Below are 17,628 nucleotides of genomic sequence, written 5' to 3'. Positions count from 1 at the left end.
TTTGGCTGTGAAACACGACGACGGCGCGACGGCCCGGATGCATGTGCCGGTGATGGTGGGAGAGGTGCGCGATTTGCTGTGTGCGCACGGACCGCGCGTCGTCGTCGATGCCACGGTGGGTACCGGGGGGCACGCGGCCGCGCTGCTGGCGGCGACCGATGCGCAGTTGATCGGAATCGATCGCGACCTCGATGCGCTTGCGCTCGCACGCGATCGGCTGGAATCGTTCGGGACTCGCGTGAGGCTCCGGCACGCCGATTTCAGCGACTTGGCGGCGGTTGTGCAGGAATGTGGGGTCGAAGCGGTCGACGCGATTGTCGCGGATCTCGGCATGTCGAGTTTTGCACTCGATGATCCCGCGCGCGGATTCAGCTTCCGCTTCGACGGCCCGCTCGATATGCGGATGGATCGTTCCCAGCCGCTGCGTGCCTATGATCTCGTGAACGAAGAGACGGAAGCCGACCTCGCCAATCTCCTTCATCACTGGGGCGAGGAGCGCGCCGCTCGTCGAATTGCGCGTTCGATAATCGACGCACGCCGACGCCGGCCCATCGAGACGACCGCCGAATTGCGCGCAATCGTGGAGCGCGTGCTGGGCTCGCGCCGCGCTGGCGGCGTCCATCCCGCGACCCGCACCTTCCAGGCGCTCCGGATCGCGGTGAACCGCGAGCTGGAGAGCCTGGCGGCGTTCCTCGAATCAGCACCCGCGTTGCTCTCCGCCGGCGGACGAATGGCGGTTATCGCATACCATTCGCTGGAAGACCGCGCGGTCAAGGAACGCATGCGGGCGCTCGCACGCGGCGAAAGTTTCGCGTTGACAACTCGCAAGGTGATGAAGCCCGCAGACTCCGAAGTAGCTTCCAACCCGCGCGCGCGCAGCGCGCGGCTGCGAGGTCTTGAAAGGGTGGCGCGATGAATCAGCGAATACGACCGAGCAAAGCGCCTTCAAAGCTCGTACCCGCCATCCTGCTGATCGGCATCGCGATTCTTGGCTTTACCACTCTGATGACACGTCTCGAGGCCACACGCGAAGGCTACCGGCTTTCGGTGCTTAACGACGAGATTGCGCACCTCGAAGATCAGAATCGCTCGCTGCGGCTCAAGGTCGCCGAGTTGTCTTCCCACCAACGCTTGCGCTCGCGCGCTGCGGGCTATCATCTCGCGCCGCCCGCGCCCGGACAGGTTGTGCTGGTGCCGTGAACCTCGCTTTCAAACAGCGGCGTGCGCGTGTCGGATGGCTTACCCTGGCGTTGGCGGCACTTTTCGTGGTTGCGGTACTTCGCCTGATTGTACTGGTCACCTTCGACGGGCCGCGCCTCAACTCGCTCGCGCGCAACGAGCACACGGCAGCTATGCAACTGGCGGCGGTGCGAGGCCCGCTGGTCGATCGCCAGGGCGAGCCGCTGGCGCTGTCGGCAGAGACCCGCTCGGTTTACGCGCATCCCCATCGGGTCTTCGATTCTTCAACCGCGCGCGACCGCGCCAGGCTTGCCGCTGTGCTTGCCATGACCCCGGCGGACCTCGAGACCAGGCTCAGAAAGCCTTCGCCGTTCGTGTGGCTGGAGCGGCGGATTGACGTGGATAAGGCACAAGCCGCCGAAGCCCTCGGCATCGATGGCGTCGGCGCGGTGAGTGAATACCGGCGCTTCTACCCGGAGAGCAACCTGGCCGCGGCGGTGGTTGGGCTGGCGGGGATGGACGGTCAGGGGCTCTCCGGCCTTGAACTTGAATACGACAGACTGGTGCGCGGCGAGCCGGTCACCTTGAATTTCTATCACGATGCGCTCGGGCACCCGATTCTGGACAGTCCCCTCGCGCTCAAATCGCCCGAGCCTGGCGCCCAGCTCGAGCTGACGATCGACGCATCGATCCAGTCGCTTGCCGAGACTCAGCTGGCCACCCAAGTCGAGCAGAGCGGTGCCAAACGCGGCGCCGCCATCGTGCTCGACCCGTTCACCGGCGAAGTACTCGCCCTCGCCAACGTGAGCGCCGATCCTTCCGAGCTCCACGACCGGCTTCACAATCCCGCGGTGCAGGATGCCTTCGAGCCGGGTTCCACGATGAAAGGGATTCTCGCTTCGATCGCGCTCGCCGACCGAGCGATTACGCCGCATAAGCAGTTCTATTGCGAGAATGGCAAGTGGACCATCGATCATCGCACCATCCACGATGACGCCAGGCACGGCGTCCTCGACCTCGGTGGAATCATCGAGGTCTCATCCAATATCTGCGCCGCCAAGATTGCGCTGACCCTCGGCGCCGACCGCTTCTACAACGGTATGCACGCCTTCGGCCTCGGTTTTCGCACCGGCATCGATCTGCCCGGCGAAGCGGCGGGTCTTATCATGAAGCCGTCGAGCTGGCGCGAGATCGATCTCGCCAACCACGGTTTCGGACAGGGCGTAGGCGTTACGCCGATGCAGCTCGCAGTTGCGTATGCCGCGATCGCCAACGGCGGACTTATTGTGCGTCCCTACGTGGTCAAGGCGGCATACGATGTCCAGGGCAATGTGATCTTGCGCCATACGCCGCAGGTCATGCGCCGCGCCATCCCGCCGGACATCGCGCATGAGATGAACCAGCTTCTGCGCAATCCGGTGAATGGCGCGAACGGGACCGCACATCGTGCCAAGGTCGACGGGTTCGTGGTCGCGGGCAAAACCGGCACCGCGCAAATGGTGAATCCCAATGGCGGGTATTTTCAGAACCGGCACGTGTGCTCCTTCGTCGGGTTCTTGCCAGCTGACGATCCGCGGCTGCTAATACTCGTGGTGCTATACGACGTCGGTCACGGTCATTTCGGCGGCCTCTACGCGGCTCCAGTGTTCAGCCAGATTGCGGCCGGCGCGGCGCGCGACCTCAACATCACGCCGACCGCTGCGCCCGACTACGACATCGCCAGCCTATTTCCGCTGCCCGCCGCCAAGGGCGGCCGCCATCAGCTCGCGCCGGTGAACGCTCCCGATCCGGGCGATTCCATTCCGGCGCTTACTGGATCGAAATCTCCGACCACGCCAAATTTCATTGGCCTGAGTCTGCGCGCGGCACTGCAGGTCGCGCGAGGGCTCGGCATGATGCTCGAGGTCAAAGGCGACGGTTACGTAATGGCTCAGCGACCCGCGGCCGGAGCGCCACTCAGTCGCGGCTCGATCAAACTAACGCTGGGATCCGTCCTCGCAGACGCCGCGCGGCCGGCAGCTGCGGCTACGCGACCCGCACAACCGGCAAGGAGTAGTAGGAGGTGAAGCTCGGAAGTCTGCTGGCCGGGCTGGACTACGAGGAAATCAAGGGTGATGCGGAGGTTGAGGTTGGCGGTCTCAGTTACGATTCACGTAGGTCCGCTCCGGGCGACCTGTTTTTCTCGCTGGCGCGGGATCCGCAAGCGCGGCGTGCGCATCTAGGCGACGCATTAAACCGCGGCGTCAGGGCGGTGGTGGTGAGGGGTGGTGATGGTGGAACCGCCCGCGCTGCGGCGACCATAGTGCGAAGTGAGCGGCCGCGCCGACTGATGGGCGCGGCCGCCTCGCGGTTCTTCAAGACGCCCAGCGAACGAATTGACCTGGTCGGTATCACCGGCACCAGCGGCAAGACTACGACCACCTACCTGCTGCAATCGATTTTCGAGGCCGCCGGCCGTCCCACCGGCATCATCGGAACCATTGGGATCTTCATCGGGGAGCGCAAGCTGCAGAGCGGACTGACTACACCCGAGTCGGTGGACTTGGAATCTTCACTCGCCGAGATGGAACGCGAGGGCGTGCGTATCGCGGTGGCCGAAGTATCCTCGATCGGAATTGCCGAGGGCCGCGTGGACTGCCTTAACTTTCGCGCCTGCTTGTTCACCAATCTCGGACGCGACCATCTCGACTATCACGGAAGTATCGAAAGTTACTTCGCCGCCAAGCTGCGTCTGTTTACGGAGATCCTCCCGCACAGCCGCCGCACCGATACCGTGACCGTCGCGTGCGGCGACGATCCACACGGGCGACGCATTCTCGATATGGTCGCGGGACGCACGGTGAGCTTCGGTCTTACCCCCGCGTGCGATGTGCATCCCATCGATTTTGCGGCTGACCTCTCGGGAATCCGGGCGACTGTTTCGGCGTTGGGCCACAGGGTAGCGATCTCGTCGCCGTTGCTGGGCGAACCGAATCTTTTGAACATGTTGGGGGCCTCCGCTCTGTCGGTGGCCCTGGGCATCGAACCTGGTGCGGTGGAGGAGGGAGCGCGGCGATGCCTGGGGGCCCCCGGCAGGATGGAGGCCATTAAGACGCGACCCGGGGTGAACGTGCTGGTCGACTATGCGCACAAGCCCGACGCACTGGAGGCGGTGCTTCGCACCGTGCGCAAGCTGACGCCCGGCAAAATCATCTGCGTCTTCGGATGCGGCGGGGATCGCGATCGCGGCAAACGCCCGCTGATGGGCGCTATCGCGGCGCGCCTGGCTGACGTCCCGATCGTAACTTCGGACAATCCGCGTAGCGAGCAGCCACTGGCGATAATCGCCGAGATCGAAACTGGCCTCGAGAACGGCGGGCGCACGCGCGTGAAAGAATCTGCCTCCGGCGGCGGCTATTTGGTGGAACCCGATCGGCGTGCGGCGATCAAACGAGGCATGGAGATCGCAAGCGCGGGCGACACCGTGGTGGTCGCCGGGAAAGGGCACGAGAACTATCAGCTGCTCGGTTCCAGAGTAATTCACTTCGATGATCGCGAAGTGGTGCGCGAAATTGCAGCGGAACTCTCCGCCCAAGCAAAATGACCGCGGCTCATACCGCGTGCGTTGAACGATGCTGTACCTGCTTCTCTACCAGCTTCATAAGGTCCATCCGGGCTTCAACGTACTGCGCTACGAAACCTTCCGCTCAGTGGTGGCCGGTCTGGCGGCTTTGGCGCTGTCACTCGCACTGGGTCCTCTGCTCATCGAGCGCTTTCGATCTGCGCGCATCGGGCAGACCATCCGTGAGGAGGTCCCGCAGGCACATCAGAAGAAGGCCGGCACGCCCACGATGGGCGGCTTGCTGATTCTCGCCGCGACCCTGTCCGCCACCCTGCTGCTGGCAAATCTCGCCAACCCCTATGTTTGGCTCGCAATCGCGGTCACGGTCACCTTTGGCGCGGTCGGTTTCGCCGACGACTATCTGAAGCTGCGCCGCGGCAAGGGTCTGGGTCTGAGCGGGCCGGCCAAACTGGTGCTGTTGTTCGGACTGGCGTTCATCGTATCTGCTTACCTGTTCCTGGGTCTGAACTTCGACACCCACCTTACCGTTCCGTTCTTCAAGAATGCCCACCCCGACCTCAGGTGGTGGGGTTACGTTCCGCTCGCGATGGTGGTTCTCGTGGGATGCTCGAACGCGGTCAATCTGACCGACGGTCTTGACGGGCTCGCAATCGGCCCCGTCATGACGACGTCGTTCACCTATTGGGTGTTCAGCTATGTCGCCGGCAACCTTAAGTTCGCGAGCTATCTCCAGATTCCGCACGTGGTCGGGGTCGGCGAGGTCGCGATATTTTGCGCGTCGCTGATCGCCTCGTCGCTCGGGTTTCTTTGGTACAACGCCTATCCCGCCTCGATGATTATGGGAGATGTGGGCGCGTTGTCGCTGGGTGGGGCGCTCGGTATGGTCGCGATTCTGGCCAAGCAGGAACTTGCGCTGGTGATCGCGGGCGGAGTCTTTGTAATCGAGGCGATCTCGGTAATCATCCAGCGCTACTACTTTAAGCTGACGCACCGCCGAGTTTTTCGGATGGCACCGCTGCATCACCACTACGAACTCAAGGGTTGGCCGGAAACCATCGTGGTGGTGCGTTTCTGGATCATCTCGATAGTCTGCGCGCTGGTCGCGCTGTCCACGCTCAAGCTCAGGTGAGATGAAGCTGGCGGGCGTTACCGCGATGGTCGTGGGGCTCGGCGCGAGCGGAATCGCCGCCGCGCGATTCCTCGCAGCGCGTGGCGCCAAACTCGTCCTGACCGATCGCAGGAGCGATCTCGATCGCAAATCGCTGCCGCCCGGAGAAGTTTGCCTGGGCGAGGACAATCCCGCGTGGCTGGCTGGAGTCGGACTCGTGGTCACCAGTCCGGGCGTGCCCCGCGATGCGCTTCTTCTGCGCGAAGCGGTGGCGCGCGGACTCACCGTCATCGGTGAAGTGGAACTGGCGGCGCGTTTCATCAGCGCCCCGCTCGCGGCGGTGACCGGGACCAATGGCAAGAGCACGGTTACGGTCATGCTTGGCGAGATGCTCAAGGGCGACGGGCGCAGGGTTTTTGTCGGCGGCAACCTGGGCACCCCGCTGATCGAAGCGGCGCAGGGTGCCTACGATGCGATCGACGCCGAGATCTCGAGCTTTCAACTCGAGTGGATCGAAACCTTTCGACCCCACGTCGGCGTGCATCTGAATTTGACTGACGATCACTTCGACCGTTACCGCGATCTGGAAGAATACGGACGCGCGAAAGCGCGCCTGTTCGAAAATCAGGAGTCCGACGACTGGGCCATTCTCAATCGCGACGATCCCAATGTCTGGAAGCTCGCCGGAGAGGTCCGCGCGCGGGTCATCGCGTTTGGACTTGCCCGCCCCGCAAGCAAATCGGCAATCTGGGTCAGCGAACGCGCGCTCGAGTTCGCAATCAACGACTTTGCCGGACGAATCAGCCTCGCGCATTTCAGGCTGCCGGGCCGACACAACCTTGTCAACGCGATGGCGGCGGCGGCCGCCGCACTTGCGATGGGTTGCAACCCCCAGGCTGTCGAACGGGCGCTGGCGGATTTCCAGCCGTTGGCGCATCGAATTGAATTCGTGTGCGAGCAGGGCGGGATCACCTGGATCGATGATTCCAAAGGCACCAACGTCGGCGCGGTGGTCGAGGCGCTTGATGCAGTACCCGCGCCGGTCATCTTGATCGCGGGCGGAGTCGACAAGGGCGGAGACTACGCGCCGCTGATCGAGCCGCTGCGCCGCAAGGCGCGGCGCGCGATTCTTATCGGGGCGGCGCGCCAGCGGATTGCGGCTGCGGTGAGCGGCGCAGTTGAGGTGGAACTGTTTGCAACTCTGGGGGAGGCGGTCGAACGGGCGGCGCGGATCGGGCGGCGCGGCGACACGGTGTTGCTGTCGCCGGCGTGTTCGAGTTTCGACCAGTTCAGGGACTATGCGGAGCGCGGTAGGGTATTTAAAGAGCTGGTTCGGGCGCTTTGAAGCGGTACGGTATCGGCGCCCGGATGCGTGGCTGTGGCTGCCAGCAGCGGCGCTGCTGCTGCTGGGCCTGTTGATGGTGCTCAACACGACCTATTTCCTGGGCCTCGAGAAGACCGGCGATCCATTCCACTTTTTCAAGCAGCATCTTGCGCGCATCATCGTCGGCCTTTTCTTCATGCTGCTGTTGTCTCAGTTTTCCCTCACCGGTCTGCGCCGGCTTGTCGTCCCACTGACAGTCATATCGCTGGTGATGCTGGTGATGGTGTACGTGCCGGGACTGGGGTTGGTGCGCGGCGGCGCACGCCGCTGGCTGCGGCTCGGTCCCCTGATTCTGGAACCGTCGGAGTTCGTGAAGCTGGCATTAGTTTTCCTGCTGGCCGATTTCTTCTCCCGGCGCGCTGAACGGATGCGGTCGTTTGCCCACGGCGCGCTCCCGGCGTTCCTCATTGTTGGGCCCATCGCACTGGTCCTGCTCAAGCAGCCCGACTTCGGATCGACCGTGATGATCTCGGTCATTCTGTTCGTGATGCTCTATACGGCGGGCGCCGAGCTGAAGCATCTCGGCGTCGCGGGTGCGGGCGCGCTCTGCGTGTTGGGGTTCCAGGCGTTCGCGAAGTCTTACCGCATGAAGCGAATGACCACCTTTCTGGACCCATGGATCGTCGCGCGCGGCGCCGGTTTTCAGCTGGTGCAGTCGTTTATTGCGCTGGGCGCGGGGGGAGGTTGGGGCGTCGGTCTCGGTGCGGGTCGGCAGAAGATGTTCTACCTGCCGCAATCGCACAGCGACTTCATTTTTGCCGTGGTCGGCGAGGAATTTGGAATCGCGGGGGCGGCCGTGGTGATGGTGCTCTTCTGCATCATTCTGTTCCGCGGCATGCGTATCGCGCATGAAGAGCCCGACGGATTTGCCAGCCTGCTGGCAGTGGGACTTACCTCACTGTTGTCGCTACAGGCGCTCATAAACATGTCGGTCGTAATCGGAATGATACCCACCAAGGGACTGCCGCTCCCCTTCTTGAGCTACGGCGGCAGTGCGATCGTAATGGCGATGGCCGCGCTGGGCGCCTTGCTCGCGCTCGGAAGGCGGCCTGCGGTGAGATGAGGGTGATAATCGCAGGAGGAGGCACGGGAGGTCATTTGTTTCCGGCGATCGCGCTGGGCGAAGAGATTGTGCGCCGCCGTCCTGACTCTCAGGTTCTGTATGCCGGGACCACCAACGGATTCGAGGCCAAGTGGCTCCCGCAGCGCGGCTACCAATACGAGCTGTTCGAGGTGCATGGCATTCGTGGCCGCAGCCTCGGCGGCCGGGCGCGCGCCATCGCCGAGTTTGTTCGCGCCGTGAGCCGGGCGCGCGCGCTGGTCGCGCGCTTTCATCCCGACCTCATCGTGAGCGTAGGCGGGTACGCTTCGGCGCCCGTCGCGTTGGCCGCAATCCTGGCGCGGGTGTCTATCGTGATGCTGGAGCAGAACACCAAGCCGGGGCTGTCCAACCGAGTGCTGTGGCGTTTCGCGCGAAAAATCTGCGTGAGCTTTGCCGACAGCGCACGCTACTTTCGCCGCGACAAGGTAGTGCTAACCGGTAACCCGGTTCGCTACCAGGCAGCGGTGGAACCAGCTCCTCCAGACTTCGCACAAAAACAAATCCTCGTTTTAGGTGGCTCGACTGGCGCGCATCGGCTCAACCTTGGAGTAATTGGGGCTTTCAAAATCTGGGGAAAAAGTGTTATAAACTGGACGATCCTCCATCAGTGTGGGGAGACGGATGTGGAGCGGTTGAGGGTCGAGTACCAGAAAACCGGAGTGCGGGCAGAAGTGGCCCCGTTCATCGCGGACGTGCCCGCCGCACTTGCCCGCGCAAGTCTGGTAATCGCACGCGCCGGTGGTGGTACGGTTACCGATATCGCGCTGGCTGGGCGCGCGGCGGTTTACGTTCCGTATCCCTTTCACCGCGACATGCAGCAACTGCACAACGCCATGGTCATCCAGAAAGCCGGTGGCGCGCTCGTCGTAAACGATGACGATGGGCTGGCGGAAAATCTTGCCCGCGAAGTGAAATCGCTGTTCGAGGATCTCGGGCGCCTTGCCGCAATGGGGCAGCGCGCGCGAAGCAGCGTGTTTCCGGACGCAGCCGCGCGCGTGGCACGTGTCTGCTTTGACGTCACGCAGATGGAGAACTAGCGAAGTGGCTCAGGCACGCGCATCGAGTTTGCTCGCTCGCCAGCGCCGCCTCCATTTCGTCGGTATCGGCGGTGCGGGCATGAGTGGCATTGCCGAATTGAGCTTGCAACTCGGGTTCGCGGTAAGCGGATGTGATCAGCACGAGAGTGCGGCCACCAGGCGACTGACCTCGCTCGGCGCACAGATCGAATTCGGCCACCACCCGTCGCATCTGTCCGCCGCGCTCGATGCGCTCGTGATCTCATCCGCGATCAAGTTTTCGAATTCGGAAGTGACCCGGGCGCGCGACCTGAAGATTCCAGTGATCGCGCGCGCCGAAATGCTGGGCGAGTTGCTGCGGATGTCGAAGCTGGGAATCGCGGTTGCAGGCACACACGGCAAAACCACCACGACCGCCCTGGTTGCGCTGATACTTGAGGAGGCGGGCCTTGATCCCACGGTCGCGGTGGGGGGAAACATCCGCAACATCGGCACCAACGTGCGGCTCGGCCACGGCGACTTCATGGTCGCCGAAGCCGACGAAAGCGATGCCTCGTTTCTTCTGCTGCTTCCCACCATCGCCATCGTGACCAATATCGACCCGGAGCATCTCGATCACTATGGAACGATGGAGCGGGTGCGCGAAGCCTACACCAATTTCGTTAATCGCGTCCCGTTTTACGGCGTTGCGGTGCTGTGCATTGACAGCGTCAATGTGCGCGGTCTGCTGCCACAACTCCGCAAGCCATTGATAACCTACGGTCTCTCCGCGGACGCCAATCTTCGCGCCGAGAAGATAGTGATCGACGGACTTTCCACGCGCTTTGAGGTGATTGGCGACGGTCAGCCACTCGGCACGGTCGCGATACCTGCGCCGGGCGTGCACGTCGCGCTGAACTCGCTGGCCGCGATTGGCGTAGCGCTCGAGCTGGGAATTGATTTTGCTCTCGCGGCGCGGGCCTTGGCAAAGTTTGGCGGGATCCAGCGCCGCTTCGAGATCAGGGGCGAGAAGGCCGGACGTCTGGTGCTCGATGACTATGCGCACCATCCCGCGGAAGTTCGCGCTACCCTGGGCGCGGCCCGGGCCGCATTCAAGCGCCGCATTGTTGCGGTTTTCCAACCCCATCGCTTCACCCGGGTTCGCGATCTGTTCGAGGAATTCCTTGGGGCCTTCGATGAAGCCGGCGCGCTGTTCCTGCTGGATATCTACCCCGCCGGCGAGGATCCGATTCAAGGGGTTTCGTCGCGGCGGCTCTACGAGGCCTTGCGTGCGCGCGGGCATCTCGAGGCGCATTACCTCGAGGGCGAGAGATCGCTCGCACGCGAAGTCGCAAAGGCATCGCGTCCGGGCGATCTGATCGTGACTCTGGGAGCGGGCGACGTCTACAGGCTCGGCCCTGAAATTCTTGACGCGCTCGGCGACGAGGCGAATCTCCATGAGCGCGCTTGAGCAACAGCTCGAAGCACGGTTCGGCGCGCGCTTCGCGGCGCGGCGCCCGCTCGCCGATTTGACCTCGTTCCGCATCGGAGGTCCGGCCGACCTCTTCGTCTCGGTCGAGAGCGAAACCGAATTGCAGGAAGCGATGAGGGCGGCACATCGCGAGGGCATTGCGGCCTTCTGTCTGGGAGCCGGAACCAATCTGCTGGTGAGCGATCGCGGTGTGCGCGGGTTGGTGATTCGTCTGGGGGAGAGCTTTCGAAAAATCACCATCGCGGGTTGGCACGTGGTCGCGGGTGCGGCGGTGGACTTTGGCGTGCTGGTAGAAACGGTAGTGGAGCAGGGAATGGCCGGCTTGGAGTTCGGCGAAGGAATTCCCGGCAGTGTCGGGGGCGGACTGGTGATGAACGCGGGCGCATTCGGCGGCGAAATCGCCAAGGTCGTGACCTTGGTTCATGGCGTAAGCCGGGACGGCCTGGCCGAGTCGTTGACCAAGGACCAGGTCGGCTTTGCGTATCGGCGCACGTCGCTGGCGCTGGGATTCATAATCACCCGGGTCGAATTCGATCTCACCAGCGGCGATCGCGCGCAGTTGCGGGCGCGCGTGGCCGAGGTCCACGCGCAGCGCATGGCGCGCCAGCCCCGTGGCGTGCCCAACGCCGGGTCGATTTTCAAGAATCCGCCCGGTGGTTTTGCGGGGCGGCTCCTCGAAGGCGCCGGGTTGAAGGGCACTCGCGTCGGCGGAGCGGCGTTTTCGGATCAACACGCCAACTTCATCGTAAACCTGGGTGGTGCGCGCGCCGAGGAAGTCCGCACGCTGATCGAGATTGCACGTAGCCGGGTCAAGGAGCAAAGCGGCGTCTGGCTTGAGCCCGAGGTCAAGCTGGTGGGTGACTGGTAAGCCGGAAGCGGGGTTGATGCGGGGTGGCGAGGCGGAGTGGAAATAAGGCGGCGGCAGGGTGGAACCCCCGGATGCTCGGGCTGGTTCTGTGCGCGTTTTTCGTGCTCGGCGTGATCACCGGCTTCAGCGTCGTGGGGCGCGCGCTCGCAGTCCGGGTCTCTGGCTTCTTTTACTCCCTGACCGGCAGGCTCCCTCGTCCGGCGGTTTCGTCAGAGTCAATCGAGGGATGGCTTGATCGACAGGCTGGTCGGGCCGAGCTCGGTTTGGGCGTAAGGTTCTCCGCACTCTGGCGCCGACGCGTGTACACTCGCCCGACCGGCGACCCGATAGCCATCGTGGAGCGCCGCGACGGCTTCTACTGGCTGTTCGCGGATGGCGAACTGCGCGGTCCAGTTTCGCCCACCAGCACTGACGACCTGCCGATTCTGAGTGGCCCGGGTATGGAAAACGCCCGTGGCGGCGAGCTGGTCGAGTTTGCCGCGGTGATGGTCCGAGCCGAGGCGCAGCTCTCGCATCTGGTCTCGGAAATGAGCGTCGATGATGACGGAACCGCATCGCTGTACCTGGATCATGCGCGTACCAGCGTGATTTTCGACCTCGATGCGGTGCCACTGGAGATGGGGCGTGCCGCAGAAATTCTCGGCCGCTGGCATGACCGTCAGCAAATGATCGCCGCGATCGACATGACCACGCCCGGGGAGGCGGTCGTGCGTATGACCGAGGCCGCTGCGATCTCCGGCTCCCACGCGGCGGTGAGCAAGCGGTCTGGTCACCCGTCCGCGGCAGCAGCGGCTGCTTCGACGACCAAGCCCAGGAGTCCGTGAACACCATGAGGAACCTGCTCACTGGATTGGATGTTGGGACCAGCAAGGTGTGCGCCTTGGTCGCCGACGCGAGCCCCGAAGGCGAGATCGCTCTTTTGGGTCACGGCGTTGCGCCGTGCACCGGACTTCGCAAGGGTGTGGTCGTCAATATCGAAGCGACCGTGGAAGCAATTCGCGCTGCGCTGGACGAGGCTGAAAAGACCTCCGGCGCCCGGGTTGGTTCGGTAGTTGCGGGTGTAGCGGGACCGCACATCCGCGGGCTGAACAGTCATGGGATCGTCGCGGTTCGGGGCGGCGAGGTCGGCCCGCGCGATGTCGAGCGGGTGATCGATGCGGCGCGCGCGGTCGCAATTCCCCTCGATCGCCAGGTACTCCACATCCTCCCGCAGCAATTTGCCGTCGATGACCAGGAGGGCGTGCGCCAACCGGTCGGGATGGCGGGCGTCAGGCTCGAGGCGCGTATCCATATTGTGACCGCCGCGCAGAGCTACGGGCAGAATCTGAGCAAATGCTGCGAGCGCGCGGGGGTGACGCCGACGGAATTGTTGTTCGAGCCGCTCGCTTCTGCGAACGCGGCCCTGTTTCCGGAGGAACGAGAACTGGGCGTGGCGCTCATCGATGTCGGCGGTGGCACCACCGACATCATCGTCTTCCACTCGGGCGCGGTGATGCATACCGCCGTGCTGCCGCTCGGAGGCAATCATCTGACCAACGACATCGCGGCGGGAATCCGTACTCCGGCCACCGAAGCCGAAAAGCTCAAGGTGGCCTGGGGTGCCGCGACCGGCCAGGTGGTGCGGCGCGACCAGATGGTGCAGGTGGCGGGAGTAGGTGGACGCGACCCGAAGGCAATCGCGCGCAAACTGCTCGCCGACATCATCGAACCCCGGATGGAAGAGATTTTCGCGATGGCGCTGCGCGAAATCATGCGTTCCGGAGTGGCCGACAACCTCGCCTCGGGCGTGGTGCTGGTCGGCGGCACTTCGCTGCTGGAAGGAACGCAGGAGCTGGCAGAGAGAATTTTCGGGGTGCCGGTGCGCCGAGGGTTGCCGGTCAATCTGAAGGGTATGCCCGAGGAACTGATGAAGCCGATGTACACAACCGCGGCCGGCCTGATTCTTCATCAAGGCGACCGCGGTGCGAATCACAATGGAGTGCGACACGGCAAATTCGGCCGGTTGCGTTCCCGCTTTGGCGACTGGGTGAGAGATTTCTTTTGAAACGGCGCCGCCGGCATAAGCACAACGCCGATCAGCGAATTTTGCCGGTGGGTGGTGGAGGAGGAAGTGAGATGATTGAGTTGGTAAACAATCCCGAGCCGGGTGCGCGCATCAAAGTGATCGGTGCGGGTGGTTGCGGCGGCAATGCCGTGAACCACATGATTGCGCTCGGCGTCCGCAACGTGGACTTTGTCGCGGTCAATACCGATGCGCAGGCGCTGGAGAACAATCACGCCCCCGTGCGCCTGCCGATTGGGCAGACGCTGACGCGCGGTCGCGGAGCCGGCGGCAATCCCGAAGTGGGACGCAAAGCGGTGCTCGAAGACGAGGACCGCATCCGCGAATTGCTGGTCGATGCGGAAATGGTGTTTGTCACCGCGGGTATGGGCGGCGGCACCGGAACCGGTTCCGCCCCCGTCATCGCGCGGATCGCGCGCGAAATCGGCGCGCTGACCGTCGGTGTGGTTACCAAGCCCTTCCAGTTCGAGGGCCGCAAGCGTATGGCCCAGGCCGAAGAGGGATTGCGGGAGTTGAAGAACGCGGTCGATACCCTCATCACGATTCCGAATCAGCGCCTGCTTTCGGTCGCCAGCCGCAACACTCCCCTGAAAGAAGCTTTTCAGAAGGCGGATGACGTTCTGCTGCAGGCGGTACGCGGCATTTCCGAACTGGTCACGGTCCCCGGCCTCATCAACCTCGATTTCGCCGACGTGCGTACCATCATGGCGGAAATGGGAATGGCCATGATGGGCGCCGCGACCGTGGCCGGCGAGAATCGCGCGGTCGAGGCCGCCCAGCGCGCTATTTCAAGCCCGTTGCTCGAAGATGTTTCGATCAAGGGCGCGCGCGGTCTGCTTATCAACGTGACGGGCGGCACCGACATGGCGCTCTACGAAGTGAACGAAGCGGCCAGCCTGATCCAGGAAGAAGCGCACGAAGACGCCAATATCATCTTCGGCGCGGTTATCGATGACAAACTGAAGGACGAAATTCGGGTGACGGTCATCGCGACTGGATTCGGCGACTTCGAGGCGCTCCACGGCAAATATTCCTCGGCGGGTGCGCCGCTGACCACACCGATCCAGGCCGCGGTTACTCGTCCGGTCGATCCGCTGGATTCGGAACCACCAACGCCGCGGCCCGTCGCGCCGTCCGCGCAGCTGCGTACGTTTCCGGGCGGCAAACCGGTGCGCAAGATGGGCCGCATAGATGACGAGAGCGTGCTGGATATTCCGGCGTTTCGACGACGCGCCGAGGACGCTGACTACGGAGCGGAGAAACTCGAGCCCAATACGCTGCTGGACGGCGACGACAAGCTCGACATCCCGACCTTCTTGCGCAAGCACCCCAATTGACCAGTTTGCGCGCGAGAAGCGAAATAAACAGAAAAGAGCGGTGCGGTGGATTGCCGTGCGGGCCGCATCGCAGTGAATCACCCCGCAGCTTTCCAAAAGTAACGAGGACGAGAACTATCGCGAATAATTTTTGACCCAGTACCGGTGGCGGCGCGTCAGGGCGAACCCATAAGATCAATACGATCCGATAGTAGTTCCCGTTGTGCGCGGACGTGATGATCGGCAGTGGAACCGAGGAACGGGGTGGCGGTGCGCGACGATGGAACCCAACGTTGACACCCTGACCCTGAAAGGTCGCCCCGTGAAGCCGGAATCGAAAACCATCATTAAGGTCGGCTCCGACCTTTATGTCCACGCCTCGTCGATGATCTCGCGGCGCACCACGCGCTCACTGGTGAATGGTGACAGCTTTGCGGTCTTCGAAGCCGGCGGCGATGTGCTCGAGACTCCGCACGAGCCGCTGGGTTTTTTCCATCGCGATACCCGACATCTGAGCCGCTTTGAGTTGAAGGTGGCGGGCGAGACGCCGTACTATCTCGACTCTCACATCACGCGCGAGAACGCACAGCTGCACGTCAACCTGAGCAATCCCGATCTCCGCATCGACGGAGACGATTCCTCGCTTCCGATCAATTCGATCCAAATCGAAAGAAATTGGGTGATCTCCGGATCTGAGCTGTGCCACCAGGTGGTGGTCAGAAACTTTGCGCGCCTTGCGGTCGAGATTCCGCTCGATTTCCTGTTTGACGCGGACTTCGCTGATCTCTTCGAGGTCCGTGGCGTCAGGCGCTCGCGGCGCGGATACTTCTACCAGCCCGAAGTCGCGCGCGATCGGGTCCGATTCAAGTATCAGGGACTCGACGGCAAGAAGCGGTTTACCTGCGTCGCGTTCGATCCCGAACCGGCCGAGCTGCAGCACGGCCGCGCGTCGTTCCGGGTCACGCTGAAGCCAGACGAGCAACGCGCGATGGAAATTCAGGTCACCGGTGGGTGCGAGGAATCCGCAGCGCGGGCCGAGAGGCCGGTTAAATTTGCACGGGTGCTGGCGAAGCGGCGCTTGGAGATTGCCAGCTACCACCCTGGCTGGAGCAGCATCACCGCGAGCAGCGAGCCGCTGAACAATCTTCTCAGCCGATCCACGGCCGACCTCACCTCCATCATGCAGGACACCGCCGACGGCACCTTCATAATGGCGGGCATCCCCTGGTTTGCGACTCTGTTCGGGCGCGACAGCATCCTCACTGCACTTTCGGTGTTGGTGTTTAATCCCGCGGTGGCGGTTGGAACACTCAAGACGCTCGCGCGCTGGCAGGGCTCCGAACTAAACCACGCTCGCGACGAGGAACCCGGAAAGATCGTCCACGAAATTCGGGGCGGTGAACTTGCTGCGACCGGTGAGGTGCCGTTCGCTCGCTATTATGGCAGCACCGACTCAACCCCGCTCTTTCTGTGCTTGCTCGGAGCGTATGTGGCCGTCACCGGCGATCTCAAGTTGCCTGCGGAGTTGTGGAGCAATGTCGAGCGCGCGCTCGCATGGATACAACGATGGGGCGATCGCGACGGCGATGGCTACGTCGAATACCTGCGCGAAACGCCCAAGGGGCTTGCAAACCAGGGGTGGAAGGACTCGTTCGATTCGATCTCCCACGCCGATGGAACTCTGGCGCGCCCCCCGATCGCGCCGTGTGAGGTGCAGGCCTACGTCTATGCCGCCTATTGCCTGATCGCCGAGGTGGCGCGGCGCCTGGGACGCGTGCAGCTCGCTGCCGGTCTGACTGCTCGTGCGGCTGACCTGAAGCAACGCTTTGCGCGCGACTTCTGGCTTGAGGATGAGCGGACGGTTGCGCTGGCACTTGATCGCGACAAGCTGCCTTGCCGGGTGATGGCTTCCAACGCGGCTCACTGCCTGGCTGCGGGCTTACTCAATGGTGAACAGGCGGAGGCGCTGGCCGATCGGCTGCTCAGTCCCGAGATGTTCAGCGGATGGGGTATGCGCACCCTCGCCTGCAACGAGCGACGCTACAACCCTATGAGCTATCACAACGGTTCCGTGTGGCCGCACGACAATGCCATCGCCGCGGCCGGCTTGCGGCGGATTTCGCACCACGGCGGTGTCCTGAGAATTCTCGAAGGGCTGACGCACGCGGCGGCCCATTTGAAGACCGGCAGTCTCCCAGAACTGTTCTGCGGATTTCCCCGCGACGAGCGGTCGGGTCCGATCCCTTACCCGGTTGCCTGTCATCCGCAGGCCTGGTCGGCGGCGAGCATCTTCATGATAGTTCAGGCGATGCTAGGAATTGCAGTGGAGGGGTTCGACCACCGCTTGGTGATCGATACGCCGGCGATGCCCGAGTGGCTGGAGTGGCTTAAGATCGAAAATCTGCGCGTCGGCGAGGGCGCTGTTTCTCTCCTGCTGCGCCGCACCCCGAAAGCACCGAAAGTGGAAATTTTGGAAACCCGCGGGCCAGTCGCCGTCGAGATCAAGTAGGGCGCCTGCCTTCTATCCCCGTGGCCGAGTAACGAAACCGTCCCACCGAGG

Annotated in this window: 14 protein-coding genes; all 14 read left to right on the top strand. The window is 63.3% G+C overall.

Annotation, left to right across the window (positions count from 1 at the left end):
* Positions 1-7 precede the first annotated feature (7 nt).
* The 14 genes from rsmH to VGI36_00335 all read left to right on the top strand — a co-directional run bounded on the left by rsmH (position 8) and on the right by VGI36_00335 (position 17,577).
* Positions 8-916, top strand: coding sequence for a 16S rRNA (cytosine(1402)-N(4))-methyltransferase RsmH (gene rsmH, locus VGI36_00400; GenBank protein ID HEY2483572.1), 909 nt, complete (start codon positions 8-10; stop codon positions 914-916).
* On the top strand, positions 913-1,200 hold the full coding sequence (locus VGI36_00395) for a hypothetical protein (protein ID HEY2483571.1): 288 nt from the start codon (positions 913-915) through the stop codon (positions 1,198-1,200). The genes rsmH and VGI36_00395 overlap by 4 nt, the downstream gene beginning before the upstream one ends.
* Complete coding sequence (locus VGI36_00390; GenBank protein HEY2483570.1) at positions 1,197-3,245, top strand: penicillin-binding protein; 2,049 nt, start codon at positions 1,197-1,199, stop codon at positions 3,243-3,245. Before VGI36_00395 ends, VGI36_00390 begins: the two co-directional genes overlap by 4 nt.
* A complete protein-coding gene (locus tag VGI36_00385; protein ID HEY2483569.1) occupies positions 3,242-4,762 on the top strand; it encodes a UDP-N-acetylmuramoyl-L-alanyl-D-glutamate--2,6-diaminopimelate ligase in 1,521 nt (506 codons plus the stop codon). The genes VGI36_00390 and VGI36_00385 overlap by 4 nt, the downstream gene beginning before the upstream one ends.
* Positions 4,763-4,790: 28 nt before the next feature.
* A complete protein-coding gene (mraY, locus tag VGI36_00380; protein ID HEY2483568.1) occupies positions 4,791-5,870 on the top strand; it encodes a phospho-N-acetylmuramoyl-pentapeptide-transferase in 1,080 nt (359 codons plus the stop codon).
* Between the two features lies 1 nt (position 5,871).
* Entirely contained in the window at positions 5,872-7,194 is a 1,323-nt protein-coding gene (gene murD, locus VGI36_00375) for a UDP-N-acetylmuramoyl-L-alanine--D-glutamate ligase (GenBank protein ID HEY2483567.1), read from the top strand.
* The gene (ftsW, locus tag VGI36_00370) at positions 7,148-8,296 is read left to right on the top strand and encodes a putative lipid II flippase FtsW (protein HEY2483566.1); all 1,149 of its coding nucleotides are present in this window, start codon (positions 7,148-7,150) and stop codon (positions 8,294-8,296) included. Before murD ends, ftsW begins: the two co-directional genes overlap by 47 nt.
* Positions 8,297-8,298: 2 nt before the next feature.
* A complete protein-coding gene (gene murG, locus VGI36_00365; GenBank protein ID HEY2483565.1) occupies positions 8,299-9,372 on the top strand; it encodes an undecaprenyldiphospho-muramoylpentapeptide beta-N-acetylglucosaminyltransferase in 1,074 nt (357 codons plus the stop codon).
* Positions 9,373-9,376: 4 nt separating this feature from the next.
* Entirely contained in the window at positions 9,377-10,801 is a 1,425-nt protein-coding gene (gene murC, locus VGI36_00360) for a UDP-N-acetylmuramate--L-alanine ligase (GenBank protein ID HEY2483564.1), read from the top strand.
* On the top strand, positions 10,788-11,690 hold the full coding sequence (gene murB, locus VGI36_00355) for a UDP-N-acetylmuramate dehydrogenase (protein HEY2483563.1): 903 nt from the start codon (positions 10,788-10,790) through the stop codon (positions 11,688-11,690). Before murC ends, murB begins: the two co-directional genes overlap by 14 nt.
* A gap of 71 nt (positions 11,691-11,761) precedes the next feature.
* Complete coding sequence (locus VGI36_00350) at positions 11,762-12,514, top strand: cell division protein FtsQ/DivIB (protein HEY2483562.1); 753 nt, start codon at positions 11,762-11,764, stop codon at positions 12,512-12,514.
* Positions 12,515-12,519: 5 nt separating this feature from the next.
* Positions 12,520-13,734, top strand: a complete 1,215-nt coding sequence (gene ftsA / locus VGI36_00345) for a cell division protein FtsA (GenBank protein HEY2483561.1) — start codon at positions 12,520-12,522, stop codon at positions 13,732-13,734.
* 71 nt (positions 13,735-13,805) lie between these two features.
* Complete coding sequence (gene ftsZ / locus VGI36_00340) at positions 13,806-15,089, top strand: cell division protein FtsZ (protein ID HEY2483560.1); 1,284 nt, start codon at positions 13,806-13,808, stop codon at positions 15,087-15,089.
* 259 nt (positions 15,090-15,348) lie between these two features.
* Positions 15,349-17,577, top strand: a complete 2,229-nt coding sequence (locus VGI36_00335; protein HEY2483559.1) for a glycogen debranching N-terminal domain-containing protein — start codon at positions 15,349-15,351, stop codon at positions 17,575-17,577.
* Positions 17,578-17,628 lie beyond the last annotated feature (51 nt).

The organism is Candidatus Binataceae bacterium (assembly GCA_036495685.1).
GTDB lineage: Bacteria > Desulfobacterota > Binatia > Binatales > Binataceae > JAFAHS01.
The sequence above is the reverse complement of the archived record's forward strand: the minus strand, read 5'-3'. Positions and strand labels throughout refer to the sequence as shown.

What these genes read in the sequence shown, in the direction of transcription:
- mraY (HEY2483568.1), top strand. Translation starts at nt 4,791, where the DNA reads ATGCTGTACCTGCTTCTCTACCAGCTTCATAAGGTCCATCCGGGCTTC.
- VGI36_00350 (HEY2483562.1), top strand. Translation starts at nt 11,762, where the DNA reads ATGCTCGGGCTGGTTCTGTGCGCGTTTTTCGTGCTCGGCGTGATCACC.
- ftsA (HEY2483561.1), top strand. Translation starts at nt 12,520, where the DNA reads ATGAGGAACCTGCTCACTGGATTGGATGTTGGGACCAGCAAGGTGTGC.
- ftsZ (HEY2483560.1), top strand. Translation starts at nt 13,806, where the DNA reads ATGATTGAGTTGGTAAACAATCCCGAGCCGGGTGCGCGCATCAAAGTG.
- murD (HEY2483567.1), top strand. Translation starts at nt 5,872, where the DNA reads ATGAAGCTGGCGGGCGTTACCGCGATGGTCGTGGGGCTCGGCGCGAGC.
- VGI36_00335 (HEY2483559.1), top strand. Translation starts at nt 15,349, where the DNA reads ATGGAACCCAACGTTGACACCCTGACCCTGAAAGGTCGCCCCGTGAAG.
- murB (HEY2483563.1), top strand. Translation starts at nt 10,788, where the DNA reads ATGAGCGCGCTTGAGCAACAGCTCGAAGCACGGTTCGGCGCGCGCTTC.
- VGI36_00395 (HEY2483571.1), top strand. Translation starts at nt 913, where the DNA reads ATGAATCAGCGAATACGACCGAGCAAAGCGCCTTCAAAGCTCGTACCC.
- ftsW (HEY2483566.1), top strand. Translation starts at nt 7,148, where the DNA reads ATGCGGAGCGCGGTAGGGTATTTAAAGAGCTGGTTCGGGCGCTTTGAA.